At 43.8% G+C, this 26,512-nt stretch carries 20 protein-coding genes; 8 read left to right on the top strand and 12 right to left on the bottom strand.

Going from position 1 to position 26,512, the window contains the following annotated elements:
* The first annotated feature begins 129 nt into the window (after positions 1–129).
* Positions 130–771, top strand: coding sequence for a response regulator transcription factor (locus KVT36_RS07760; protein ID WP_217602922.1), 642 nt, complete (start codon positions 130–132; stop codon positions 769–771).
* Here the strand turns inward: KVT36_RS07760 and KVT36_RS07765 are convergent.
* A complete protein-coding gene (locus KVT36_RS07765) occupies positions 761–3,799 on the bottom strand; it encodes an ATP-binding protein (protein WP_217602923.1) in 3,039 nt (1,012 codons plus the stop codon). The genes KVT36_RS07760 and KVT36_RS07765 overlap by 11 nt on opposite strands.
* 521 nt (positions 3,800–4,320) lie before the next feature.
* Between KVT36_RS07765 and KVT36_RS07770 the strand changes: the two genes are divergently transcribed.
* Complete coding sequence (locus KVT36_RS07770; RefSeq protein ID WP_217602924.1) at positions 4,321–5,283, top strand: lipase family protein; 963 nt, start codon at positions 4,321–4,323, stop codon at positions 5,281–5,283.
* A 373-nt stretch (positions 5,284–5,656) separates the two neighbouring features.
* On the opposite strand, the gene KVT36_RS07775 is transcribed toward KVT36_RS07770, so the two are convergent.
* Complete coding sequence (locus tag KVT36_RS07775) at positions 5,657–6,418, bottom strand: hypothetical protein (RefSeq protein ID WP_217602925.1); 762 nt, start codon at positions 6,416–6,418, stop codon at positions 5,657–5,659.
* 148 nt (positions 6,419–6,566) lie between these two features.
* On the bottom strand, positions 6,567–7,703 hold the full coding sequence (locus KVT36_RS07780) for a S9 family peptidase (RefSeq protein ID WP_217602926.1): 1,137 nt from the start codon (positions 7,701–7,703) through the stop codon (positions 6,567–6,569).
* A gap of 209 nt (positions 7,704–7,912) precedes the next feature.
* Between KVT36_RS07780 and KVT36_RS07785 the strand changes: the two genes are divergently transcribed.
* The 5 genes from KVT36_RS07785 to KVT36_RS07805 all read left to right on the top strand — a co-directional run bounded on the left by KVT36_RS07785 (position 7,913) and on the right by KVT36_RS07805 (position 13,264).
* A complete protein-coding gene (locus KVT36_RS07785; RefSeq protein WP_217602927.1) occupies positions 7,913–9,166 on the top strand; it encodes a hypothetical protein in 1,254 nt (417 codons plus the stop codon).
* A 178-nt stretch (positions 9,167–9,344) separates the two neighbouring features.
* Positions 9,345–9,734: a DUF1801 domain-containing protein gene (locus tag KVT36_RS07790; protein WP_217602928.1), complete on the top strand. Its 390-nt coding sequence runs from the start codon at positions 9,345–9,347 to the stop codon at positions 9,732–9,734.
* 645 nt (positions 9,735–10,379) lie between these two features.
* Entirely contained in the window at positions 10,380–10,838 is a 459-nt protein-coding gene (locus tag KVT36_RS07795; RefSeq protein WP_217602929.1) for a hypothetical protein, read from the top strand.
* A 310-nt stretch (positions 10,839–11,148) separates the two neighbouring features.
* Complete coding sequence (locus KVT36_RS07800; protein WP_217602930.1) at positions 11,149–11,994, top strand: hypothetical protein; 846 nt, start codon at positions 11,149–11,151, stop codon at positions 11,992–11,994.
* Positions 11,995–12,082: 88 nt separating this feature from the next.
* The gene (locus KVT36_RS07805) at positions 12,083–13,264 is read left to right on the top strand and encodes an epoxide hydrolase family protein (protein ID WP_254639898.1); all 1,182 of its coding nucleotides are present in this window, start codon (positions 12,083–12,085) and stop codon (positions 13,262–13,264) included.
* Positions 13,265–13,421: 157 nt separating this feature from the next.
* Here KVT36_RS07805 and KVT36_RS07810 read toward each other — a convergent pair whose 3' ends face one another.
* Positions 13,422–13,544: an AraC family transcriptional regulator gene (locus KVT36_RS07810; RefSeq protein ID WP_254639899.1), complete on the bottom strand. Its 123-nt coding sequence runs from the start codon at positions 13,542–13,544 to the stop codon at positions 13,422–13,424.
* A gap of 96 nt (positions 13,545–13,640) precedes the next feature.
* Here KVT36_RS07810 and KVT36_RS07815 point away from each other — a divergent pair, with 96 nt between their 5' ends.
* A complete protein-coding gene (locus KVT36_RS07815) occupies positions 13,641–13,982 on the top strand; it encodes a YciI family protein (RefSeq protein ID WP_217602931.1) in 342 nt (113 codons plus the stop codon).
* Positions 13,983–14,079: 97 nt separating this feature from the next.
* Here the strand turns inward: KVT36_RS07815 and KVT36_RS07820 are convergent, their stop codons facing one another.
* From KVT36_RS07820 to KVT36_RS07855, 8 genes are all read right to left on the bottom strand, one after another.
* Positions 14,080–15,042, bottom strand: coding sequence for a 2,3-diaminopropionate biosynthesis protein SbnB (locus tag KVT36_RS07820; protein WP_217602932.1), 963 nt, complete (start codon positions 15,040–15,042; stop codon positions 14,080–14,082).
* A 61-nt stretch (positions 15,043–15,103) separates the two neighbouring features.
* Positions 15,104–16,594, bottom strand: coding sequence for a PfkB family carbohydrate kinase (locus tag KVT36_RS07825; RefSeq protein ID WP_217602933.1), 1,491 nt, complete (start codon positions 16,592–16,594; stop codon positions 15,104–15,106).
* Between the two features lie 9 nt (positions 16,595–16,603).
* Positions 16,604–17,116: a UpxY family transcription antiterminator gene (locus KVT36_RS07830; protein WP_254639900.1), complete on the bottom strand. Its 513-nt coding sequence runs from the start codon at positions 17,114–17,116 to the stop codon at positions 16,604–16,606.
* A 217-nt stretch (positions 17,117–17,333) separates the two neighbouring features.
* Complete coding sequence (locus KVT36_RS07835) at positions 17,334–18,323, bottom strand: pyridoxal-phosphate dependent enzyme (RefSeq protein ID WP_217602934.1); 990 nt, start codon at positions 18,321–18,323, stop codon at positions 17,334–17,336.
* Positions 18,324–18,345: 22 nt separating this feature from the next.
* Positions 18,346–19,722, bottom strand: a complete 1,377-nt coding sequence (locus tag KVT36_RS07840) for an aspartate aminotransferase family protein (protein ID WP_217602935.1) — start codon at positions 19,720–19,722, stop codon at positions 18,346–18,348.
* A 47-nt stretch (positions 19,723–19,769) separates the two neighbouring features.
* Positions 19,770–20,636 (bottom strand): glycosyltransferase family 9 protein, encoded by an 867-nt coding sequence (locus KVT36_RS07845; protein WP_217602936.1) that lies wholly within the window; start codon positions 20,634–20,636, stop codon positions 19,770–19,772.
* 210 nt (positions 20,637–20,846) lie between these two features.
* Positions 20,847–22,442 carry an MBL fold metallo-hydrolase gene (locus tag KVT36_RS07850; RefSeq protein WP_217602937.1) on the bottom strand — a complete coding sequence of 532 codons (1,596 nt, stop codon included), beginning with the start codon at positions 22,440–22,442 and terminating at the stop codon, positions 20,847–20,849.
* A gap of 64 nt (positions 22,443–22,506) precedes the next feature.
* A complete protein-coding gene (locus KVT36_RS07855; protein ID WP_217602938.1) occupies positions 22,507–26,496 on the bottom strand; it encodes an amino acid adenylation domain-containing protein in 3,990 nt (1,329 codons plus the stop codon).
* Positions 26,497–26,512 lie beyond the last annotated feature (16 nt).

Below are 26,512 nucleotides of genomic sequence, written 5' to 3' on the forward strand. Positions count from 1 at the left end.
AAATAGAATACAGATGCACACTAAAACATAGCTATCCCCTACAATGCTTGTAGTAATTTTACTACACGTAAATAGTATTACACATTTGAAAAATATATTATTTTTGCCCATGCATCATTAATTGAGAAAATGTTCAATGTCCTTGTCGCCGATGACCACTCTATTGTCACGTATGGCCTTGCCAAAATTATAGCAACCCTGCCGGAATCTGTTAACGTAACTGCCGTTGAAACGTTTGATGATGCGGTCAATATTCTGTCAAAACAACCCTTTGACCTCCTCATACTCGATATAAACCTGCCGGGAGGCAACAGCAGCCAGATGCTGCATGCCATAAGATTGCAGCATCCTGATGTGATGGTTCTTATTTTTTCGGCTTATGATGAGAAAATGTATGCCATCAACTATTTACTGGCCGGCGCGGATGGTTACCTAAGCAAGAATTCATCGGAAGAAGAAACAAAACTGGCTATACAAACTCTTTTAAAAAGGGAAAAATACATGAGTGCCGTTACGCGGCAGCAGATGCTGAATAAGTTCAACCAGCACAAGGCACCTGAAAAGGACCCTTTTGCTGTGCTTTCGATCCGTGAAATTGAAGTTATGAACCTGCTGATCAAAGGTATCCCTCTGCAAAAAACGGCAGAAATGCTGCATATACAGGTCTCCACTGTAAGCACTTATAAAACGCGTATTTTTTCAAAACTGGGGGTCAACAGCATTGTAGACCTGCTGGACAAGATCCGGCTGCATAAAGTTCCTATTCAATAACAGTCAACCTAATATTAATAACGGTCCCACTGCCATCATTCGGGTTAACGGTAATACTGCCGTTGATCAGCTGCAGCAGCTCCATTACCATCAGCAATCCTATTCCGTCATAGGAAGGTGGTCTTCCTGCTGTAATAGACATCCCGTTCCTGTACTGGTTTATCCATGCTGTCATCTCCGGCGGCATACCAATGCCGGTGTCAATGAACTGAATATGGATATCTTCCCCATCGCAGGAGGCTTTTAACCGTACATATCCCTTACGGGTATACTTTACGGCATTATCCAGCAGGTTATGGATCACTATAGCCAGCAGCTGGCGGTTTACCAGCACAAGGGAACGGGGCTGCGTATCATTCACAATACTTACATCCTTTGCTGCGGAAAATCTGCGGAAAATGTTCACCTTTTCCTCCAGCAGGTAATAGAGGTCCGTTGTCTCCAGTGATGAATCATCACTTGTATATTGTGATTTCATGTAGGAGATCAGATTCTCCACCAGGTGGAACATATTATACAGGCTTTCAAAGATAACATTCCGCTCGTCCTCTCCTATTCCCGTTTTGTCGCCGTAACCTTTGCGCAATACCTGCATCATATATTTCAATGGCGTCTTCAGATCATGGGACATTGCCGCCGTTAACCGCTGCTGGATAAATCCCTGCTTGCGTAACTGCTGTTCAGAGAGCTGCAGGTTATCCAGCGTTTCCATCAGTTCCTTCGTACGTTCCATTACATGTAACTCCAGTATGCGGTTCTTTCGCTTCATCCTTTCCGCCATCAGGTGGAAAAAAGCAAACACCAATAACATTGATATTGCAGCTACCAGGATCCGGAACCAGTTTTTTTCATAAAAAGCCTTCTGTATATTGATCACAAAAAGCCTCTCCGTGATGCCATCAGCGCCAAAACCGGCTATTTTACGTATTCTCAGGTTATATTTTCCTGAGTGAAGAGATGAGAACTCAATAGACCTGTTATCATTTACCTGTAACCACAACTCGCCGCCATCGGCATCCTCTCTTGTCAGTGAATAATAAAGCCGGAGGTTATTCTGATCTCCAAAATAAGGTGTGCTCAAATACAACCTAAGATGATGGAAATTACCGGGTAGCGAGATGCTGCTGTCAATGTCTACAGGTTTTGTATCTAATTCAGCTGCGTCAATAAATATTTGCTTGTCTGGCAGCTGCTGCCGTATGGTTCCGGGCGAGAAATATACCAGCCCGTCCAGCGAAGGGAGGGAAATGTCGCCGTTTGGTAGCTTTAATGCGCATGGCTGGCATCCACCGTTAAATTCATTAGTATTGAAACCCTGCTCCATTCCATAATAAAGATAGAACAGGTCTTTCCTTTCCCCTTTTTCATACGCTATAACATCCTTGTAGCTCAACTGGAAAAGCCCTTTATTGGTAGTAACCCACAGGAATCCCTTTTCGTCCGCAATCACGCAGTGGGCAGTGGCCAGGTATTTTTTGGGGTCCAGCGGCAGATTGGTAAGCCGGCCGTTCCTGTACAGGAAGACGCCATTGGTGTAAGTAGTGATCCACAGCTCGCCCTTTGCCGGCATATAAAGGCTTCTTATGTAAAGATGCTCCAAACCCGGTATGGTATCAACCCGGCGGGAAAGCAGGTGAATACGGTACAGGCCTTTTCCCGTGCCGGTCCACAGCGTCTGCCCGTCGTCCAGAATATAACTGGCATCTTTCACATCTGGCAGGAAGGGCTGGATCTGCGGGTGCGGATCAGCTGTTTCAAGGAAATATAAGCTGCTATTCCTGGCTCCTATCCATAGCCGGCCGGTTTTATCTGCATATAAAACGGTTATTTCATCATCCATTGATCCGCTCCATAATATTTTCGTAAGGTCCCGGTTAAGCTTGGTGAGCCGGTGATAACTTTTATACCAATAGTTACCGTTGATGTCCTGTGTTATGCTATACTTGTCGTTTGTCCATATCGAATCCGGCAGCGGAACCCTGCCGATCTTACCTCCCCGGTTAAATACGTTCCCTCCCGGCGTTACAATGTTATCTGTACGGAATATGGCCTGAGCGTAATAGACATCATTTTGCGTTTCTTCCGTTTTAAAGATCCGGAACTGTTTGGGCGTGCATATAAACAGCCCTTTGGTATGGCTGCCCAGGAACACCTTTTGATTAGTACTGTCGTGGTAAATAGAAATAATAGCTTTGCCGTCAATATCAAATCCTTTCAATATTAATGCGGCCTGGATAACGGACCTGTTTACCAGCCGGATCCTGAAGCAGGAGCCGCCTGTGTAAAGAAATTGCTGTTGTGCGGCAAAATTCCAGAAGATCTCCCCCTCATCCTTTGCGGTGGGTGAAAGCGGAAGCGGCGGCAGATCTCCCTCCCATTGCAAAACATGCGCTCCGTTTCCGTCAAGCAGCACAAACCGGCCGCCCCGATCCAGGTAACAGAGCTCTCCATTCTGCGTAAAGGCTCTCTTTGGATCAATACCGGGGTAGCATATACGGTAACGTTCGCGGCCTTTTTCTATATAACGTACTGTATCCTTCGTAATCCTGAAGTAACGGTCCCCATTAACAGGAATCAGGTAATGACTGGCTTCCAGATCCCGCAGGCCATTGCGAAAGCCCATAACAGGAATAGCTTTTGAAGGATCATTATTGGAGATGTAACCGAAATTACCAGTATGAGGTACTAACACTGCCTTTCCGTTAGAGACGGAGATCTCTTCTTCATTTACTGTTCTAAAAATCGTGTTTTTTCCGCCTGTTCCGGGAAAAGCATACTGTATACGGCTGTTCTGGAGGCTGAGCTTACTATTGAATGTAGCAAATTGCCGGCCGTCGAATCTTGCAACTCCGTCCTCAGTTGCCGTCCACAGAAAGCCGTATTCATCCGGGGCAATGAATTTCACACTGTTTTGCGGCAATCCGTCCTGATCTGTGTAATGTTGTATTACATAAGGCCCTTGCTCAGCTCTTGCGGCCAGATCAGCCACTGTGACCAAAAGGGAGCAGAGCAATAGAATAATCTTCATTGGAAAGCTAGAACATAATCGAAACGGCGCAAGATACAAAATCAGCCGGTCAATGCAATTAGTCCGGATGTTTAAATAATTGGATATAGTTTATTTAACTTTTTAATATCTCTTTAGGGAGGAACAGCTTGTATAAACCGCTATGTGTTCATTATCCAGGCTGACGGTGAGTAATTGCAGTAAATAATTATTCCTTGATGCTGATCACTTGTTGCCAGTGGTTCCTCGTTTTAAAAAGTACCAATTCACCACCAGCCCTGGTAAGATTTTCTGACGTACGCTGTGCCTGAGGTGAATGATGTTGAAAATACATCCGTGGTAGTTATAACCAAACGAATATATCAAAATTCATAAATACATTGATTATCCATTATATATCTATTCAGACAAGAGTAAAGAGATCAGAGTTACCATATTGAAAAAAGAAAAAATTGTGCTAAATTGGAATACTTGTGAATGTTCAACAGATCGTTAAGGCCCCCTCAAGCATCAATCATTTTTCACCCTCAAACCATTTTTCTATGGAATCCCAAGTCAAATCTTTATCCGTTTCCCTGTCAGAGGCCGTTCAGTACGCCAAATTAGTTAACCTGGCAGACATTATTTACAAACAGGCAGTAAAGGAGAATGATACGTCAACACAACTTAATCCTTCACTAAAGGCGTATCAAAATATCTGTAACAACAAGGACTACCAGGCGCTGGTGGACAAGGACTTTATGACAAACTACAATGTATTGTACAATGTTCAGATGAATGACATTATTTTCCCCGGAAAATTTGACCTCGTCTATTACGGGTTTATAGCACAGCATAACAGCACCCGGGACTACGTGATCGCCATCCGCGGTACAGAAAACGAGTTTGAAGTCATTGCAGATGCTTTTTTTGTTCCCACTCCCTTTAAGGAGTTTAACAATAAAGGGTTGGTTCCATCCGGCTTTTACGATCTTTATGAATCAGGTCTGATCGTGTCACCGCAAGATGCCACTACGCAGATTGTGCCCCTCCTGTTAAAGATTGTTGCAGCCGATCCGGCACTTATGATGCCGGATGCCGCAAATGTGCGGACAGTGGTTGCCGGTCATAGCCTGGGAGCCACGCTGGCAACCTATTATGCCGCCGCTGCCTCCACCGGCCTAGGTAAAGGTCTGGATCTTAGCGTGTATACTTACGCGTCTCCGATGACTGGCGATGCCACCTTTGCCGATACGTACAACAACAGCGTAGCTGACAACTGCCGGATATATAATGTGCCGGATGTTGTTCCAAAAGTTCCGCAGTACTTCGAAAACAAGGTTAATATCTACACCCAAGTAGCCGGGGGCTACAAGATCGATTCAACCCAGTACCCGCTAGTAAACCCCGGCGCCCCGTGCGCACACCAGCTGCCGGTTTACCAGTATGTACTTGATAGACTTAATGGAACCGATGACCCAGACATCCTGAACTTCGGAGATGGTGGCTGTAGAGTAAAAAGCTAAAAAAGCGGACCCATGACGGAATGACCGGGGCCGTTATTCCGATGCAAACCTTTTTTTGGTGCAGGTTTCAGCGAAAAGATCAAAATGGGCAGGAGCAGATTCTTTGCTTTTGGATCTTCATTGCCCGTTATGATTTTGCCACTACCTTAAGTGACTTGTTTAAAAACACAGCGGATCGCTAGGAATGGCGATCCGCTTTTATCTTTTGTTACGATTATAATTCTAAAGCGTTTTTCCAGACTGTACCCAATGCGAGCCGTTTTAGCTGAATGGTAACAAAAAATTCTTAGCAATCAGAAATACAATTCATAATTGTATAAATAACTCCAACACTTCTCCTACCGCCACTTAAACCAAATCCCAATTGTACCTGCTATTTTTCCGATGCTTTCCGGGATATCATCAAAGCAGTACCACAAAAAGCTAAACAGGTCAGGAAACCAATAAAATTTTCACCTTCCTGCCACTGCGGAAAGTTAATGGCGTAATAAAGGTGTAGCAACAGTAACCAGATAAATAAATTTAACCCAAGCAGCAGCAAAATCAGTTTTACTTTATAGTTAGTAAAAATACTTATCGCTGACCCTACGAGTGTAACACCGCCCAGGAAAGTCCAGAATTGAGGAAAAGGAATATACTTTGGCACTAAATGGCTGACTCCTTCCAAACTAATGAAATGGCCAATGCCGAAATTGAATAACATGATTGCAAATAAGTACTTACCCAAAGAGCCTGTTCTGGCAACCAGTTCCATTAAGCTATGTCCCGGTTTTGGTGGATTAATCGTTGAGACTACCAGGAATCCCCCGGACAATGCTAAAATCTTATTCAGATTCACCCAATAATCACTAAGAGAACCTGTTGATAAAACCCTGGGCAAATGCCCAAACAGGAACAGTAAAAAAAACAGGATCCCCATTAACAGTGAGAGGTTATTATACTTTTTACCAATGGCAATTAAAACTCCTGCACCAATTAGCAACACACCTATCAAATAAGCGATAACAGATAAATTCAAACCTGTCAATCCAGGTATTATAATTGGCCTGATTCCCGGATAAAAAAAATGTAGCACTCCTATGCCTGCTATTCCAATTGCAAAAAATATGCGGCCTACGGTCATCCATATATTCATATAAGATCTTTTTGTTCTCAATTAAAAATGTCATGCAAGTAAACTATGGAGCATAATAATTCATTGTCAAAAACTCAGCAAAAGCCCCCAAAACCGGATAAATATGTGCTGGGCGGGATTTTGGGGTTATCAGAGCCTAAAACTTCCTTCAGCGAAGCTTTGAACGCTGGCCAGGTTGACCTAACCATTTTGCCAGGATACCGAAGTATGACGGAGAATCTGGTGCAAACGCGGTCGCATTGGAAGGGTCCAGCTCTTTCTCAGGAGCCACGGTGGTTGCCATCTCGTGATTTGCTCCGGCAATAACGGCATAGCTCAGGTTTGTTTTTTTGTCGGCCATTTTGCTGAGAAGTTCTGCAGAGATCCTGACTGGCACCCAGGGATCATCTGCTCCAAATAATATGAGTACGGGACAACGGACCCGGTTAAGCGTTGTGATTGGATCGAGCGCAATCTCCTTCGCCCACTGAGAATGAGCAGGATTGTCCAGCATTGGCGAAATATAGCAATATTTAAACCAGGGTCTTTTAACAGCATCAGCCAGCATTTGTTCCACAGCGGGCCGATCTCCTCTCCCACGCATAAAATCGTCAACAGCTGTTCGTGTCCTGATTGCTGCCCTGATATCTTCATCGCGGAAACCTTTAACGCGTAGAATGTTTCCCACCGCAAAATTCATTTGCACATCCGGCGTTGTCAGGGGAGCGGATATAGATATGGCGAAGGCCACCTGCTGTGAGCGGGATGCGGCGAGCACTGAAAGCCAGCCTCCCTGGCTCAATCCCCAAAAACCGATCTTTTGTGCATTGATCCGCTTGTCAGTGGCAAGCATCCGCAATGCGGCCAGACCATCATCCGCCAGCGTATTGAAATCCGTACCGGCGCGTTTACCGGACGATTTGCCGCTACCACGCCTGTCATAGATGAACACCGCATAACCCAGGGCAGGCAGCAGATCTTTTAAATGTTGATAGAGTGGAAGATCCCGTGTCGCTGACGAGGCGGAATGTAGTGCAATAACAGCGGGAAAGGGTTTCGGGCCGCCCGGCAGGTAAAGCGTGCCAGAAAGATGAACGTCACCGTTCTGAAATTCCCTTTCCTCAGCTACCACGATCGTCGATGCCGGCGCGCTCCAGGCGGGTGTCATGATTTGCGCAGCTGCCGGCAAACTACTTCCATAAAAGACCAGAACCGCCATCGTTAGCGCCCGCAGAAATTTTGAAGTTGAAGCTGGTTTATCCATTGTAAATTGTTTAACGTTAACAACCAGATCTAATCCTTTCATGTTATACTTATTTATAATTAAGCCATCATTGAAATGTTATGCAAGTAAATGACCGGACATAAAAGCTCATTACCAAAAGCCTGGCAAAAGCCCCCAAAACCGAACAAATACCTGCCCTCAGGGAATTTTAGGCAGCTTGATAAGAATGGAGGGTTCATTTTATCGGGGCCATTTACATTAACTAAATTTGACCGTATTAAGATTGCTTTATGAATGAACAGGCCTTAGTAAAAACCAGTATAATAGAGATCTTTAACAAAAATGGGTATAGTGATCTCACCAGGATGACCCAACGCGACTTTGATCATATTGGGGAGCAGCTACAACAAAAGTCCGGTATTCTGATAAGTGGAACCACCATAAAACGGCTTGCTCATGGTGAATTCACACGTTTGCCGCAAATAGCCACCTTAAATGCGATTGCCAATTACTATAATTATAAGACCTGGCAGGATTTTAAAGCCAGCAAGATCGAAGAAGAGCCCGAAAAGGAATCAACAAAAAAACTAAGGAGGAGGTTTAGTATAAAATATTTGTCTATACCGGTTGTTATCATCATCCTGGGAAGCCTTTATTTTTTCCGCCCAACAAAAGGAACAGTGAACCATGCAGAAAAGGCATCTTTTTCATTCCGGAAGACCACCCCGAACGATCTTCCGAATTCTGTGGTTTTTAGCTATAATATTGATGAAGTGCAGGCTGATAGTTTTTTCATTCAGCAATCCTGGGATAAAAATCGCAGGATAAGGATTTACAAAAACAACTACACACTAACAGATATATACTACGAACCTGGTTATCATATTGCAAAGCTCATAGCTAATGATTCTGTCATCAAAACAGCAGATGTAAGTATTCCTACAGACCGCTGGTTTTTTTATGCAATTGACAATATAGCCAACTACAGCACGCAGTATATTAAAGTGGATACGTTCAATAATAATGGCAGCCTTGGCCTGAGCATACAACAATTACAGAAAAATAATATTGAAGTCAGCAAAGACAAACGGTATCATTACGTCTACTTTCCCAGCCAGATGAATATACCCGCTGATAATTTTCAATATAAAACCAGGGTAAGAATGCAGGAAGTACGAAATAGCTTATGCCCGTACATTGAAATAGAGCTATATTGTCAACGCTGGTTTATAAATATGAGATGTACAACAAAAGGATGTGCACATGAAGCGTTCATAATATTCGGTGAACAATTTAAAAAAGGGATTGATAATGATTTACTTCCCATAACTTTTGACGTAAGCCAGTGGACAGATATAGAAATAACAGTAAAAAATAAAGTGGCTGTCGTGAAAATAAATGGCAAAGAAGTTTTTTCAACACGATATACCACAAATACCAAATACCTGGCTGGGCTTGGCTATATTTCAAACGGGTTATGTGAAGTGGATAGAGTAGAATTATACAGCCTGGATGGAAAGCTTATGTACAAAAATGAATTTTGACGATCTGTTTAAAAGTCACAGCCGAAACCGTGGACAAAAGCAGCTCTTAATTCGTTTAAGTTTGAACAAGCATTCTTTTATCTCATTATTGGTTTTCTTAATTTAGCCAATAACAGTACTGACACCGAAGGGCCCTGCCCTTGCGATTCTTTGGATTTAAAAAGCTATTTGAACTCCGATGAAAATTAGAAACCTTGTTGAGCTATTTAGTATTCTTCCTGAAGATGAAAGAATAATTGTAGATGTTTTGCGGCAGATAATAATCGAAGCTCTTCCTGAATATTGCAAAGAGAAGATATCATACAACGTTCCATTTTTCTATGGCAACAAAGGTATATGTATTATCTGGCCTTCAACTGTTCCGAGGGGAGGTATCAAAAAAGGAGTTCTTTTAGGTTTTTGGTATGGGCACCAATTAAATGACCCTGACCGCTTTCTGTCTCATGGAACTAACAAGCAGATTTTTTATAAGATCTACGATACGCCGGAGGAAATTGATGATACGCCAATAAAAAATCTTTTAAAAGAAGCGATCAAATTAGATAGCACTTTCAAAAAAAGATCCTAAGCATACTCAGGCCTTCACACCATTCCAAAAAAAAGCTGCCCCACACATAAATGAGGCAGCTTTTCGTCTTTTAAATTACCGCGGCAATTTAAGTGGAAATTCCTAGCGCTGCGGCTGCAGGTGGCAAGGGGAAGCCGGGAATACTCTTACGGCTTTTCTTTTCTGTAGAAAAAACAGATCCCTCCTATCGCCACAACCATAACAAATACAAAAGCGGCTAATCTCACGGTTTGCACTTGCGATTCATATCCTTTTTCAGTTATGGCTCCCCATATTCCAGGCTAAACACAAAAACCAGTGCAAAGGTCAAAGCTGTTGATAGCAGCATAGAGGTATGGTCAGCTATTTGAGCTGAGATGCCTTTTGTTATCCCTGCGGAGAAGGCGAATACGATTACGCTGCAGATATAGAAAAAAAGGACCCGGGCTAACGTAGCATACCATTTGGGGCCTGCCTTTATTTTTTGGATTGGCATATAATAGATGTATTGGTTGCTAATGTATAAAACTTATGTCATGACGTTGCATCCCGGTATTAAAAGTTAGGGGAAAAGCAAACTTTCCTGCCGGTGTTCCGTTTTGTACAATTTTAAGTGTCCCAACAGTCCTACTTTTACAGCATAGATCACAAATTAAACCGCCAAACATGAAACCGAACTTTTTTAATCATTCAAAGAAGCTGCTCCTGGTAGCAGCACTAGCCATCTTTTCGCTATCCCGTGTAACAGCAGCAGCCAGCGAGGAGCTGATCCGGGTATTTAACCACACATTTCCGGATGCCAGGTATGTGAGATGGACGGAAGACCATGAATATAATGTAGTTTCCTTTACACTGAATGAAAACCAGTGCAAAATATGGTACAATAGAGAGGGCGCATTTGTTTATTCATTAAAATACCTCCGGGAAAACGAATTGCCTTTAAAACCACTGCTGGCAGTGAAGAAAAAGTATAAAGGCAAACAGATTGTGGGTGTGGTGGAGTTAACCAATGGAAACGGCGTTACATATGAGCTGATACTGAACGATGATAAGAAATGGTACGTAGTACAAGCCGATGCCCTTGGCTATGTATATACCAGGTATGCTTTTAATAAACCGGCATAGGATAGGGAGAGATCCATATCCTGTAGCCTGCCGGCAATACCGGTTATGGATCTCCTTCATCTTACCATGTCCCGCTTCAAAAAAATTTTGACAAAGCCGGACTGTTTACTATCTTCCGCTAACAATCCCCGCCAGGGGGTTCTTAGCATACGGCTTAACCGCCGTTTCAGATGCTGTAGCAATCATCATCAGGCACTTACCCGGCCTTGTGTAGTTTAACCGGAACCATGTTACGATAACATTGCCATGTAAAGGCAGTGAACACCTATATTATGCACGAGAAAAAACCGTTATGATAAAAAATTGCTTTTTGCCTGCATTAACCTATTGCTGCCTGGTATCCTGCTCCAATAACGGATCCTCATCCACCATGTATCCCGCTCCCGAACCAGATACCATAGCGCAGGTGTTCTTACCGGGCATTGTTTCCATTGATACGCTTGATTTCAACGCAGCCTTTTCACCGGACGGCAAAACTTTTTATTTTTCAAGATCACACAACAGGAAGTATATTATTCTTGAGAGTAAATATAACGGCAAGGCCTGGACGGCCCCCATCCCCTCCCCTTTGTTTGATACCACCTACTCCAACGCAGACCCCTTCTTTTCACAGGAGGGAGATCTTTATTTCATTTCCAACAGACCGAAAGACTTAAGCGATAGTACCGATGATTATGATATTTACAGATTGCCTAAGAATGGTAAACCTGAACGCCTTGATCAGGTCAATAGTGACAGCACGGAATATTATGTTTCCCTTTCCAATAATGGCAATATCTACTTTGCATCCTACCGCGATGGTAACCTGGACCTGTATATGAGCAGGAAAACAGCCGGACAATATGAAAAACCAGTGAATCTGGGCCCCACCATTAATTCCAGCGCTGACGAACATGACCCGCTGATAGCCCCTGATGAAAGCTGGCTGGTTTTTACGTCAGGCAGGCCCGGCGGACTGGGAGAAGCCGACCTGTATATCACTTTTTCAAAGAACGGTCAATGGCTGCTGCCCAGAAATATGGGTGAACGGATCAATACAAAGACCTATGAGTATTGCCCGAATCTATCACCGGATGGAAAATACTTTTTCTTTAGCAGTGAATCCGATGTTAAATGGATCAGCAGTAAAATATTGAAGGAATATGCTGCCGAATAGAAATGCCCCTTTTTTTTTAAAGCCGTTTCCCTGCTGACACACTGTTGTCTTAACCTATATTGAAATTTGCTTTAACAAACACAAACGCATGAAACAGCATCTCCTTTTGCTAACCGCCATTTTTATAGCCGTAACCATAAATGCACAAACAAAAAAAGACAACATGTTCACTGTAAAACCTTTCAGGATCAATGTACCTCAAACTGTACTGGACGATCTTCAGAACCGCCTCCGGCAGACCCGCTGGCCCGATGCCCCCGAAAACATTGGCTGGAAATACGGTACTGATCCCGTATTCCTCCAAAGCCTTGTTGCCTACTGGCAAAATGGTTATGACTGGCACAAGCAGGAAGCTGCGCTTAATCAATTCCCGCAGTTCACCGTTGAAATAGACAGCCTCACTATTCATTTCCTGCACATCAAAAGTAAAAATCCGAATGCCAAACCCCTGCTGCTTTCACACGGATGGCCCGATTGTTTCTATCGCTTTTACAAAGTAATTCCCCTGTTAACAGACGACTACGACCTGGTGATCCCTTCCATTCCCGGTTTCGGTTTCACCAGCCGCGTAGCCCTGACAGACGACGGTACCGCAAAAGTTTTCGCCACCCTGATGAAGGATGTACTTGGCTACAAAACTTTCTTTGCTGCCGGCGGAGACGTGGGCAGCAACATCACCAGATCACTGGCCAATCTTTACCCGGAGAATGTATTAGCCATCCATCTCACAGATGTGGGGTACCCTAACGGATCGGAGGATTGGAGTACGATGTCTAAAGCCGAACAGGAATTCGGGCAGGTTATCCAGCAATGGTGGTACCAGGAAGGAGCCTATGCCATGCTACACGCTACCAAGCCGCAAACGCAGGCCTATGGCTTAAATGATTCCCCTACAGGTCTTGCATCCTGGATCATTGAAAAGTTCAGCACCTGGGGCACACCGGGTGGCACTATTGAGGACCATTTCACAAAAGACGAGCTGCTCACCAATATCATGATCTACTGGGTTAGCCAAACGATCAACTCCTCCATGCGTACCTATGCCGTAGGCGCCTTTCAACAGCTGGCTTCCGGCCAAAAGGTGAATACACCCACCGGCGTGGCAGTATTTCCCGGCGATGCTCCAACACCCAAAGAATGGGCGCAAAGAAAGACCAATGTAAAACGGTTCAGCGCCATGGAAAAAGGCGGTCACTTTGCTGCACTGGAAGCACCGGAATTATGGGTGAAGGAAGTGAATGCATTTTTCAAAAGCGATGCTTTAAAATAATCTTAGCATAAAATAAAAACAGGGTGTATCAAAGTACTTTTGATACACCCTGTTTTATTAAATATATGCAATCTATTGTTTGGTATACTCTCTTGGATTACCCGGATCCCGGTATGTGGAGCCACGAAGCAATATCCAGCTGTTCGGCAAATAGCAATCAGGATATAGATCTCCTGAATTCAGACGGGGATATCTTTGTATGTTTTTTAAAGTATTTCACAAAGTATGAGGGATCATCAAACCCCAGCCGGTATGCCGTGTTTAATGCATATGTAGGCATCACAGAAATTCATACATTCAGGGTAGAAGGAACTGCAATGCCCGGGTTCCAGGCAGACTATAAAAAGATCCTAGAGAATTTGTAAAATATCAGACCATGAAAGAGTTTACATTAATATTCAGATTAAACGACATCGCTGATTTTAAACCAACTCCTGAACAGATCCAGGAACGTATGAGATGGTTAGAAGGTATTGCTGCTCAGAATAAATTAGTCGATAAGGGAAACACACTGCTGCCAACTCCCGGAAGCGCAAAAACAGTGAGGGCTGATGATGTCGTCACTGACGGGCCTTATACGGAGATCAAAGAGTTTATTGCTGGTTATATAATTGTTAAAGCAGCAGATATAGATGAAGCAGTGGCAATGGCTAAAGAGAACCCGATCTTTAAAATTGGAGGATGTATTGAAGTGAGGGAAGTACTAAAACGCGATTAGCCCGGGGGGTATCACCGTTAAAAAAAGAGCGCACTCCAGGTGGGCTTTTTTTGCCTGCTATTTCCATCACGCCTTGTGATGTTTTCCTTGACTCCCATCAGTCCAGCATTGTTCCCTGTTTTTGTGCCAAAGCCCGGCGGTAGTAATATGCGCCAATCGCAACATCAAATACCGCCATACCCATAGGATTAAACATAATAACGGCCGCTGTATCTATACTACTTAATAAATCCCTGCAAACAACATCCTGAATGGTGTGCGTATCCTCCTGTGAAATAAGACCTTGCTTATACATTACTTCAATATCTGTATTTTCCCTACACACTTCTTTCCAATCATCTACAATTAAGCAATCCACATATTGAATGAATTCAGGCAAATAATCCCGCAAAGACACATTCAAATGTAACGATCCCTTTTTGGGCGTCTCATTGATATACCGCTCACTACTAACCGTGCAGGTAATAAAAATATCTACATTACCAAAGAAGTCGAGGGAAGTTTCAAACCTTACATTATCAGGCATTTTGTCTTTTATTATAGTATCAACTTCCTTTATGTCATAAATAAAGCAGGTACCCATCCGGCTCCCTAATATATCGGAAATCATTTGTTGATGAAGCTGCCCGATTGGTCCAAAACCAACGATTCCAACGTTAAGTTTATCCTGATCTTTTCTATTTTTCAAAAAGTGGTGCACGATCGTTGCTGATACAGCAGATGTTCTTATTGCACTAATCAGGTTGGTGTTGATAATACAGAGTGGTATACCGGTATCCACTTCGTTCAATATGCTTACTGCGTGCGCCCTTTGCAAGCCATGATGTATATTATCCGGAAAACTGGCAATCCATTTAATGCCGGCAGCAGCATTTTTTCCACCAATATAAGCAGGCATGGCAATTATTCTGTTTACCGGGTTATTATACCTCAGGTAAGGCTTTATCGGTTGTGCATAATTGTTATCTGATAAAACAGCTACAGCCCCACTTATTTCATCTATTAGCTGGTTCCAGTTAACGCCTATTTCCCGCAGGTCTTTTTCATTTAAATAGATCATTTTATTTCTTTTATGTGGATAGCATAGGAATAACATCTAAATGGGGAGATTAAGATCGTACCTATACATATTTATTATGAATGCGATCCAGAATAAGCGTGGTGGATCGGTCTGGCAGCAAAGGAAGCAGTGTTACTTCCCCACCAAGCTGCTCCAGTAGTGCCGCCTCCGGTAAACTTTCTTTTGTATAGTCAGCACCTTTCGCAAAAACGTCTGGCCGTATAAGTTGTATCAGTGATCTGGCGGTATCATCTTCTTCCCTGCCAAAGGATACAATATGATTGACTGCCCCCAGGCCTGCCAGCACAGCTATCCGGTCATTTAAGCCATTGATCGGGCGGTTGCTGCCTTTTAGTCTTTTTATACTTTCATCCGTATTAATTCCTACGATCAACACGTGCCCTAATTCTCTGGCCCGGTTCAGATAAATTACATGTCCGCTATGTAAAATGTCAAAACAACCATTTGTAAACACTACTTTTTTCCCCTGCGCCCTATACATCGCAACCAAATGCTCCAATTGCTCCAGGTCTGCGATATACTTTTCGTTAGTAGACAGGTAGGCATCCAGTTCCTGGTAAGTACAACTGGCTGTAATATTCTTGCTAATGGCAACAGCAGCAGCAGCAGCTGAAATTTCAGCAGCTTCTGATATTTTAGCGCCGGCCAATAGTGACAGGGTGAATGCACTGATATACGTATCCCCGGCTCCCGCCACCTGAGGAACCGCCACCTGATGTCCATAACAGCGATAACATAATTCGGTACCGGAGAATATCGTAGCTCCTTCGCTATCAAGTGTAACCGCAGAGATAGCAGCACCGGTGCGGTTAAACAACTCTGTTCCCAGCTGATTGATCTGTTGTGTCCTGTTAAGATTGTTAAGACGTTTTATATCCAGATTCAACAGATGAACCACCTCTTCATAATTAGGCTTTACGAGCGAAGGAGAAAGTCTTCTGAAATATGGTAATCTTTTTGAATCCACCGCCAGTAATTTGCGCTCCTCATTTTGCAGCGCTTCCAGCACATCAAGAACAGCCGGAGTTATCAGTCCTTTGTTATAGTCGGTTATAATGATGGCATCGTGCTTTGGATACTGCTGACGCAATAATTCAATAAAGGATTCTTCCAGCTCCGGTGGAATACATTGTTCTGAACCGACGTCATAACGCAGGAGCAGCTGATTGCCGGAGACCACCCTGGTTTTAACGATGGTTGTTCTGTTGACATCCTGTAAAACCAGGCTGTTGATATCCAGGTTCTTTAGCAAGCTGATAGCCATATCTCCATTCTCATCCTTACCGGTCAGGCTACAGAAAGTGACCCGGGCCCCCAGTTTTTTCACGTTAGTAGCCGCATTGGCGCTTCCCCCCAATACTACTGCCCTATTCTGAATATCCACTATGGGTACCGGACCTTCCCGCGTTAAACGGGTGCTGGCGCCTTGCAGGTATATATCCAGTATAAGGTCTCCGATTACCAGGACTGAAAAATCCCTGAATTGCGAAATCAAGTATTTATACATCTTTGAAAATGGTTGATCCGCCAACCAGTTTAGTTATATAGCCATCAGATATTCTGCCGGCAATGTCAATAACAGGTTCCTTTTCAGCAAGTCAACACGGACAAGCAGTTTCTGGTGGTTTCTGAACTGGATCACCTCACAGGATAATCCGATCATCACTCCCCGGTTAATAACAAGCTTCTGTCCGGGCTGGAAGTGGCTTTCGGATATCTCAATATCAACTGGCTGAGAGGTAACTAATTTAATATTATTAATTACCGTTTCGCTGACTGAGGCAATTTGTTTTCCTGCCTTCACATAGTAGAGCGCACCTGCTATGTCCATCCCTTTATAATAATTTTCAACGCTTTTCAGATAAATAAAAACGTAAGAAGGGAACAGGGGCTCATGTACAAATTTTTTCCGGTCGTTCCATTGCTTCAATAGTTTTTGAGTCGGCAGAAAGGAAGGGATCTCCATCTCACCGAGCCGGTCATGCACCTTTTTCTCATGACGGGACCTGGTGTAAATTACATACCACCCTTCGGGAAACTTGCTCATCTGCATAATATAAGTTTTTGGGTAAAGCAGTTAACAGCATTCTAAAAAAGTAGTTTTCAGTCCCTCCTTCGGGTGCTGCAGATGCTTCCTGGAAGCAAAGGGTCATTTGAACTACCTCAAAAACAAAATAGATAAAATAAAAAGGTAATAGCCGCAATTTTGTTGCGGCTATTACGCTACTTGTCCCTAATCCACTGCTTCGGAACGGTATGTTCAAATCTTTTCAATAGGTTTTCCCGATGCTTATTTCTCTTTCCGCCAGGGCAGTGATCTTTTCTGCCCATGCATCATTAAAAATGTTATTCAGATAAGCATTTCCTTTATCGGGGCAAATAAAAGCGGCTACCGGCTTTATTCCGGAAAACCGGTGGCCGGAAAAATAAGTTTTGACCGCATGATAACATGCTCCCGAAGAACCGCCCGCAAAAATCGACTGTTCTTTGAGCAGCTCTCTGCAACCCCGGATAATATTTCTATGTGAAACGTGTACCACATCATCAATTTTCGCATGCTGCAAAAAGTCGGATCTTTTGCTGGCGCCTATACCTGAAATATATCTTTTCTGAGGTGTATCACTAAAAACCAGCGATCCTTCTATGTCTACAGCGACCACTTTTATACCCGGAAAAAATTCCCTTAACCGCAGCGATAGCCCTGTAATGGTACCCCCGGAGCTTACGGCTGCAAAAACATAATCCAGCTTTTCAAAAGATGCTCCCAGCTCCGCCCCTATGCTGTGATAGTAGCTCAGATAATTATTTACATTAGCATATTGATTAGTCCAGAAAGCATTTTTATGCTCTCTGACTATTTCCTTTACCTTCTTGATCCTGGTTAATAAATATCCTCCTGTTTCGTCTGTCTCAGTTACTTTCACAACATCGCAGCCTAAACGGAGTATTTTCTCATAATCCTCATTAATATTGGGATCTATCACTGGCATAAAGCCGATATCCAGGGCATTGCAGATGCCCATCAGTGCAATAGCAAAGTTCCCTGAACTGGATTCCACAACAAAGTTACCGGCGGTAAGCTGCCCATTGCGGATAGCCTCTGCTATTATATAGAATGCCGCCCTGTCCTTGATACTGCCGAAAAGGTTTTCATATTCCAGCTTTGCATACACATCAATATGTTCAACATCCAGTTTTTTGATACGGGTGTTGCCTATCAATGACCGGAACCCTTCGAGTTTCGTTAACAAATCGTGCATAGGAATTTTTTAAAAAATGTACCTAATTTTCATATATAGCTTTTAGGGAATTATGCAGGATGTTAACTGCATCGGTAAGAATATCCGGCGTAATGATGAGCGGGGGCAGCAATCTGAGCACATTGTCGTGATAACCGCCCAGCTCTATGATCAGCCCGCGCTGAAAACAATTATCCCTTATTTTTTTGGCGGTCTGCGGCGCCGGTTTTTTTGTTTGCCGGTCATCAACAATTTCCACGCCTATCATAAGTCCTTTTCCCCTGATGTCGCCGATTACCTCAAATTCATCCTGCAGCGCTTTTAACTTCCCGTTTAAAAGGATGCTTATGTTATCGATATGCGCTATGAGGTTATGCTTCCTTACGAAATCGAATGCTCCTTTCGCTCCTGCCAAACTAACCTGGTTGCCACGAAATGTACCAACATGATCACCGGTACTCCAGGCTTCAATCTCTTTTTTGTACAGTATCGCGGCAATCGGAAATCCAACCCCGCCAAGGCCCTTTGACATCGTAATAATATCAGGTCTGGCATCTGAGTGGAGAAAGGATAAAAACCGGCCAGACCTGAAGAATCCGGCCTGTACTTCATCAAATATTGTCAACACATCATTCTCTTTGGCCACCTGCGCGATCTTCTCCAGATATCCCGGCGGAGGAACTACGATTCCGCCCTCTCCCTGAATGGGTTCCAGGATAACCGCTGCCGGCTTTACAATGCCCGAAAAAGTATTTTCCAACACTTCCCCCAGGTAATCAACGCAATCTGTATGGCAGGTATCAGGCGTTTTTTTAACGGGACACCGATAGCAATAAGCATATGGAATAAAGTGTACATTGGCATCAAGTGACTTAAATTTGGACCGGAACCTCGTATTTGAAGTCAGCGCGAGAGCGGTAGTCGTCATCCCGTGATAACCACCTCTGAAAGCAATAATATTGTCACGGCCGGTCTTTATCTTCGCCAGTTTTACCGCTGCCTCAACAGCGTCAGCGCCGGTAGGCCCTACAAAGCTCACCTTATACTGGTCTGCCATATCTTCCGGCAAACACGATAATATGTCTTTGATAACGTCCAGCTTTAACCTTGTGGGATAGTCGAGCGCATGGATAAGCCGGGATTGCTGCTGGCTGGTGTACTCAAGTATTTCCTCGTTACAATGGCCAAGATTGACCACACCGGCCGAAGAAAAGAAATCGATCAGGTGATTCCCATCTACATCTTCAATAATGGCGCCCTTCGCTCTGTTAATGGCCATCGGAAAACTTTTTGGATAGGAAACGATACTTCCTTCCAGCCTGGACTGCTCTTCCAGCAGTTCCCGTGAAATGGGGCCAGGTAGCTCCTTCGTAATTATTTTCGATCTGTCAGACAGATGGAAGTTTGAAAAATCGCTCATATTTTCCCTGTTAATGAAGCCGTTCAGTAATACTTAATGAAGTCACATTACGGTTGTGGCACCTGTAATTGTCGGATTAATGCAGCAGATACTTCCGCCACCGTATGCTCAGCGCACTCCTGGCCGTACGGGCATTTATAGCCGTCCAGTGTTACAAAACATGGCGAGCAGCTGAGTTTTTTATACATATTAATATTGTTCTGATGTCCCCAGAGCATGGGCGTAGCATCCATAAAGAGAACAACGCCTCTTTTCTGGAACGCATTGGTTACATGTGCAAAGAAGGATTCTATCCCCACAAAGGAATCAGCATGTTTAATGATTGACAGGGCCTGTCTTAGTGTGGTTTTTCCTCTCAGATCAATGGCATTCGTCACGCCTTCCTCTTTTGCCAACCCCAGCTGAATAAAATCAATATCCGGATGAGCAGCCACCAGCTGATTCCATCTTTCCAGTTTCCAATGACTATTTGGAGAGTGATCAGAAGTGATATGGATGACGACCTTCTTCTTTTGGGAATACCCGGATAAAAGCCGGACAGCCCAGGCATCTTCCTTTGCTGACAAGGATATCTCCAACGGTTCGTTTGTTACACGCACCCCTAAAAAAGCGCCCAGTGTTGTTCTTACTGAAACCGTCGTCACTTTTTCAAGCGGATACCTGGATAAATTATTATCCCGGAAAAATTTCGGGAAAAAGATATAAGCAGGTGAAAAAACCGGCTTGTTAAAAAAATAAAGCGGGATCAGCAGGTCGATATTAGGGTTTCGCTTAAACAGGGCTATTTGCTTATGGGGGCAATATACAATGAGGTAGCTGCCAGGTTTTTTCTTTTTAATAGCCCTTAGCGCAGGTGTAACCAGGACAGCATCTCCAAAACCTCCCCAGGAAATTATGATCCGGATGATCTTCATGTGTTGACTATTTCATCGATCTTTTTAAGTTCATTTAGTACAGATTGATACATTTTACGTTCATCATAGATAAACGCCAGGAAAGAAGATCTTCGCAAGCTGAACGGAAATTTCATTTCCGTATCCCAATGATCCTGTAACACCAAAAGCTTGCGCTCCACTTCCGCGATCCTTATGCCGAGATATTCCTGTAAAATCAACATTGAAAACCTATTTAGTATATAATAGTTCCTTCTCGCCGAAGAGCCGTTCCGCTATTACATTTTTCTCCCTGCAATAGGACAGCATCTTATTAGATTCAACGATGGGGCCGGATTCTTCCGTATACTTGATGCTACTGATGAACTCCACCCAGGGCTCCATGCCCATGGCATATACATATATTTCTTTTGGATGAAAAACATCCACAAAGCCTTTCCCTTTTGCAAAGTTAGATCCGGCAAGTCTTCTGGAATGATCTTTATCCCTGGCAAGCGTATAGGTCAGCAGTGGACCGTATAACCAGGAAAGCGCGGCGCCCTCGCACTCCATTCCAAAACAGATCACATCAATATCACCGGTAAATTCATGAATTCTATGATAGAACATTGGCTCACTGATACAGGAGTCGGCAACGAAGAGCACTGAAAATTTTCCAAAATGAATATGATAACACATCTTTGACATGATATCCAGATCGCAGTGTTCTCCAAGAAATGGAACGCCAGTGATGGTACAGTCCTTCCCTATGATCTGTTCAAACTCTGATATCTCCAGCACGCTCTTAAAGCCGATGGCTTCGAACATGATCTTTAATCTTGGGTCCTGGATTGATCTGTTTCCTCCATCCGGCACCACGATGTTCTTTATCTTATGTCTTAGCGGCAATAAAGTTTCCAGCAATATGTGATCCTGGTGGTTGTGAGTGATCAATACATAATCAATTTCATCCGGAAGGTCTACATCAGAGAATTTGTCAATATCTGACATAAAGCCGTAGTAGCTGATCAGCGGGTCCACCAGTATGCTTACGGTGGCGGTTTCGATCAGGATACATGCATGCCCGAAGTATCTCATCCGGATCTTATCACCGGTATACTTTTGGTATCTGACAGGTTCTTCTTCTGTAAAAAAGGTAGAAAAAAGCTGCTGCTGTTTGTCGTCCAGGTTTAACCTTCTCATCATTTCAGCAGCATTACCTTTTGTTTTTTTCATTCTTGCAAGATCGTCGATGATCCCGTTATCGAATGCCAGTGGAACATGGCAAACGTTTTCGTTATCCAGGCGCGGGGTGCTCAATACAAAAGGCCGCTCGTCGTTGGCAGTGAGCCAAAAAACGATGCTTTGGCTACTCTTATTATAGAATTCGCTGCGGTACAGCAGTGATTCATAAAACCTGTAGGTGGGGTTATTATTCAGATCGTATACCAGCTCTACCAGGCCTTTGAGGTTCTCCGGCACATCCGGATAAAGTGCTTCCAATGAGTAACCGGTACCCTTTTCTTTGAGGATTTTTTCCAGGTCTGTAATGGACTTTGCCAGTTCAATCATATGTGATCGCGACTGCATGGTGTCATTGATCAATTGTTTAACCTCATCTACTCTTTCGCCATTAAGATCAATAAAAGGACCACCCCTCATTTTGGGATTTTTTACAGATGAAGCATGAATGGCAGGTGCGCTCACATAGGAAGACATGATCTTAAGATGCCTGTTCACAATATTCATAGCAGCGGTTGCAGGCGAAATCAAATGTGACCAGGCATACCACCTGTCTACCAGTGGCTCGAAAACGACATTGGGCTTTAGATACATTAGCTTATCCATAAAACAATTTTTTGAATATTTACTGAACGAAAGGTTTTCTACTTCAAACGGATCCAGGGTCATATCAGAGGAGGGCCTCTATCTTTTTAACCAGAACGGGGAGCAATGGCTGCCGGAGAATGGAAACGTGGTCGCCTTTCAGCTTATGGCAAATCACCTTATGAATAAAACAGTTAGATAAAAAGGCTGTATCAAAACGGGAGGTTGCTGCTTTAAAATAGACCAGCTGTGCCTGCAACAATCCCGTAGGCCGATAGTTTCCCGACATATATTGAAAACTCCTGACCGTATTCATATGGGATATCACCTCCGCTATGCCGAGTGTGTCAAATTGAGGTATCATGGTATGCAGATGCTCTGGCACCAACCCTCTCACGTTCATCCCTTCTTCCTCCCACTTGCTGAACAACGTCACCGAATATTGCCAGAGTGCCGGGATACTATTGATCGGCTGAAGCTGCTCATTTCCGATCTTAAAATGGTGATTAACATACTCCTTTTCCTCCTGCAGGGAAAACAACTGTTGATGGATCGCCGGCTCCTGGTAAGAAAAACGCAAATACGAATCAAGCATTATCAGCTTCTCTACCATTTCTCCCCGGGCCTCCAGCTGCCGCGCCACTTCATAGCAGATCATTCCTCCCAGGCTCCAGCCCACGAGCCAATAGGGGCCCCTGGGTTGTACCTTAAGCAAATACTCCAGGTATTCCGCAGCTACATCTTCCATCCGCAGGTCTTCCGGCGCCAGTGCAGCCACTCTCTTAGCCCTGATACCATGGCAGCTAAATCCCCGGATCATGCTGGAAAACTCAACATAAGCCTGAATATCCCCCGATCCATCGTGTATCATAAAAAGATGCTTATCAGTGGCCGCTCCTTTCAACAGGATAACATGTCTTTCAACCCCGCTCTTATGCTGCTTCCCCGATTTGATACCCACCGACATTTCCTGAATGGAAGATGAATTAAAAATATCTGCCAACGGCATTTCTACGCCGAAAACTTCGAAAATGCGATGCGCCAGTCTTGTTGCATTAAGAGAATGACCGCCTATCTCAAAAAAACTCACATGTGCACTTATTTTTTGTTTATCCAGCTTCAATATTTCCGACCAGATCTCCACTAACTGACACTCCGTTCCATCAGCCGGAGCTACATATTCAAAGCTGCGTTCGATATGCATTTCAGCAAGGGCTCTCCTGTCTATTTTACCACTCGGGGATTGCGGCATCATTGAAATCCGGCAATACTCCGCCGGAATCATATAACCGGCAAACCATTCAGACAGATGCGTTTTGAATTCCGCTGCAGAAATTTCCTTCTCCGCCACATAATAGGTCAACAGATACCTATCCAAATGGTCACCTCTGACCACTACTACCACCTCCTCCACCCCTTCCAATTCAGCCAAACGATTTTCCACTTCCTCCAATTCGATCCTGAAGCCTCTTATTTTCACCTGGTTATCTGCTCTTCCTAAAAACTCAAGACTTCCATCAGGCAGCCATTTCACCAGGTCCCCCGTCCTGTACATTTTTGTGCCCGGCAAAAAGGGATTTTCGATGAATTTTTGGGAGGTAAGCTCCGGATTATTAATATACCCCTGCGACACTCCATCCCCACCGATAAACAATTCACCCGCCACCCCGACCGGCAACAGCTCCAGGTATTTTCCCAAAACATATACACAGGTGTTGGACAATGGCTTTCCGATGGATATGCTGCCCCCCTCCGCTTCCCGGTTTTCCACCAGCCCGATCGTTGAAGAAATAGTGGTTTCCGTAGGGCCATACTTATTGTAAAATTTATAATCCTGCTGTAAACGCCTGGCCAGGTCGGCGGTACAGGGCTCCCCGCCTGAAATAATCCGCTTGATAGTATTGGGCTTATGGAAGGTGATATTATTAAGATAAGAAGGTGTGGCATGAAAATGAGTAATACTATGGGCAGATATATAATTATTCAACCTTTCATTATCCAGGAGCACCTCCCGGTCTGCCAAAACCAGGATAGCTCCATTTAATAATGATAACCAGATCTGTTCGATAGACGGATCAAAACCAATACTGGAAAACTGAAATATCCGGTCATCCTTATTTATTGCGTAAGTACGGGTTTGGGAAAATATATAATTAATAACTGACCTGTGGCTGACCATTACACCATTAGGTACACCGGTTGACCCGGAGGTATAAATAATATAGGCCACCTCATGCGGAAAGTCCTGTGCTATATTCTCTTTACTTTCTCTTTGTATCTTCCGGTCGTACACCTCTATTACGTCAATATCTGCTTTGATCAAACCAGAACGGCTTTGTTCCGTTACCAGGTGCCGGGCGTTACTTTGCAACAACATATGACCAACCCTTTCCGGCGGTTGTACAACATCAATTGGCAGGCATACGCCACCGGCTTTAAGGATACCAATGATACCGGCTATCATCTCCACGGATCTATCTACCCAAATCCCTACAACGGCATCTCTCTTCAATCCCCGTTTCAGCAGATAGGCGGCTATCTGATTAGCACGTTCATTCAGCTGATCATAGGTAATGCTGATATCATTATGCAGCAATGCAATCGCCGGCCCGCTAATATTCACCTGTTGTTCGAACAATTCCACCAAAGAGCTTTCCCGCGGATATGCTTCGGCAGTATTGTTAAAAGTATGCAGCAACTGCGTCCTTTCTTCCTTCCCCAGGTAGTTTACATTCATTATTTTCTGGTCAGGATCTTCCAGGATGGCATACAGTATGTTTTCCAGATGCCGGGTAAGCTGCCCGACCATTGCTCCGGTAAAAAGCTGTACCTTATAAGTAAACTGGATTGATATCTCCTGCTGCAGGCTACGAATAGACAAATCCAGGTCGTGCTGACAATATTTTGCGCTGCGCTCAGGTCCTTCTTCTATTCTTAGATCATCATAGCTGCGCTGATCCTCAACCAGGTAATTAATAGATACATCAAAAAGCGGATTCCTGCTTTGATCTGCTATTGCATTTGTTTTCTCCATTAAGAACTGCAACGGATAACTCTGATACTTGTAAGACAATAATAGCTGCCGCTGATTACTTTTCAGCAGTTGCCGTATTGATTGCTCCCCGTTAACATCGATCCTGAATGGCACAATATTGACAAAAAGGCCAACGATATCATTTAGCTCCTGGAATTCGTTCCTGCCCCGGAAAGGGGAGCTGATAACAAGGTCGGTTTGACCGGAATATTTCTGCAGCAGTATAGCGTAGGCTGTCAAAAAATAGCTGAACTCCGGTATATTATTGCTGCTGCAAAATGCCTTAATACGTGCAGTTGTACCTACATCAAGATGAAGATATTTTGCATCTCCTTCCAGGCTTTTCCGTTTTCCTGCAAGCCGCCTGTAAGGCAGGTTCATCGCGGCTACTCCACCAGAGAAATTATCCAGCCAGTACTTTTGTGAATCTGAAATATTTCCCGACCAGTAGCTATGCTGCCAATGAACATAGTCCGGATACTGTCTTTTCAGCGGTGGCAGCGTAATGCCGGTTTTATTTTTAAGTGCATTGTAAATTTGAACATAGTCTTTTTCAAATATCCTGTTAGCGTAGGCATCTGTAATAATATGATGAATAATGCAAAGCAATACACTTTCATGTGCTGTACTCCTGATCAGGATCATCCTGCATAACGGCGCATTTTCCAGATCAAAAATGAGTGCCCGCTGCCGGTTTATAATTGCTTCAATATGTTTTTCCTGATCCGCTTCATTTAGTCCGTCCAGATCAATTACCTGCAAATTATGCTTACGATAATCCTCTACCACCTGAACTACCCTGCTATCAATCACCCGGAACTTTGTTTGTAAAGATCTATGCCGCTTTATCAGTTTCCCGAAGGACTTTTCCGCGATCTCAGCATCTATATTCTCTTCCATTTTGATCTGAAAGATCATATTCCACATGGCCGCTGATTCGGGGTATCTCTGAAGCATTAACCATATCCGCTCCTGCTGGTAAGACAAGGGAAAGTGGCGCTGGGAAGGTGCTTTTCTGAGGGTTCTTTTTTGTTTAAGCATGAGTTAGATAATCTTT

Source organism: Chitinophaga sp. GbtcB8 (assembly GCF_019091455.1).
Lineage (GTDB): Bacteria > Bacteroidota > Bacteroidia > Chitinophagales > Chitinophagaceae > Chitinophaga.

Coding starts and splice junctions, on each gene's coding strand:
- KVT36_RS07850 (WP_217602937.1), bottom strand. CDS start 22,442: ATGGATAAGCTAATGTATCTAAAGCCCAATGTCGTTTTCGAGCCACTG.
- KVT36_RS07805 (WP_254639898.1), top strand. CDS start 12,083: ATGAAACAGCATCTCCTTTTGCTAACCGCCATTTTTATAGCCGTAACC.
- KVT36_RS07765 (WP_217602923.1), bottom strand. CDS start 3,799: ATGAAGATTATTCTATTGCTCTGCTCCCTTTTGGTCACAGTGGCTGAT.
- KVT36_RS07835 (WP_217602934.1), bottom strand. CDS start 18,323: ATGCACGATTTGTTAACGAAACTCGAAGGGTTCCGGTCATTGATAGGC.
- KVT36_RS07855 (WP_217602938.1), bottom strand. CDS start 26,496: ATGCTTAAACAAAAAAGAACCCTCAGAAAAGCACCTTCCCAGCGCCAC.
- KVT36_RS07830 (WP_254639900.1), bottom strand. CDS start 17,116: ATGCAGATGAGCAAGTTTCCCGAAGGGTGGTATGTAATTTACACCAGG.
- KVT36_RS07790 (WP_217602928.1), top strand. CDS start 9,345: ATGAAAATTAGAAACCTTGTTGAGCTATTTAGTATTCTTCCTGAAGAT.
- KVT36_RS07815 (WP_217602931.1), top strand. CDS start 13,641: ATGAAAGAGTTTACATTAATATTCAGATTAAACGACATCGCTGATTTT.
- KVT36_RS07845 (WP_217602936.1), bottom strand. CDS start 20,636: ATGAAGATCATCCGGATCATAATTTCCTGGGGAGGTTTTGGAGATGCT.
- KVT36_RS07785 (WP_217602927.1), top strand. CDS start 7,913: ATGAATGAACAGGCCTTAGTAAAAACCAGTATAATAGAGATCTTTAAC.
- KVT36_RS07760 (WP_217602922.1), top strand. CDS start 130: ATGTTCAATGTCCTTGTCGCCGATGACCACTCTATTGTCACGTATGGC.
- KVT36_RS07780 (WP_217602926.1), bottom strand. CDS start 7,703: ATGAAAGGATTAGATCTGGTTGTTAACGTTAAACAATTTACAATGGAT.
- KVT36_RS07770 (WP_217602924.1), top strand. CDS start 4,321: ATGGAATCCCAAGTCAAATCTTTATCCGTTTCCCTGTCAGAGGCCGTT.
- KVT36_RS07795 (WP_217602929.1), top strand. CDS start 10,380: ATGAAACCGAACTTTTTTAATCATTCAAAGAAGCTGCTCCTGGTAGCA.
- KVT36_RS07820 (WP_217602932.1), bottom strand. CDS start 15,042: ATGATCTATTTAAATGAAAAAGACCTGCGGGAAATAGGCGTTAACTGG.
- KVT36_RS07775 (WP_217602925.1), bottom strand. CDS start 6,418: ATGAATATATGGATGACCGTAGGCCGCATATTTTTTGCAATTGGAATA.
- KVT36_RS07810 (WP_254639899.1), bottom strand. CDS start 13,544: ATGCCTACATATGCATTAAACACGGCATACCGGCTGGGGTTTGATGAT.
- KVT36_RS07840 (WP_217602935.1), bottom strand. CDS start 19,722: ATGAGCGATTTTTCAAACTTCCATCTGTCTGACAGATCGAAAATAATT.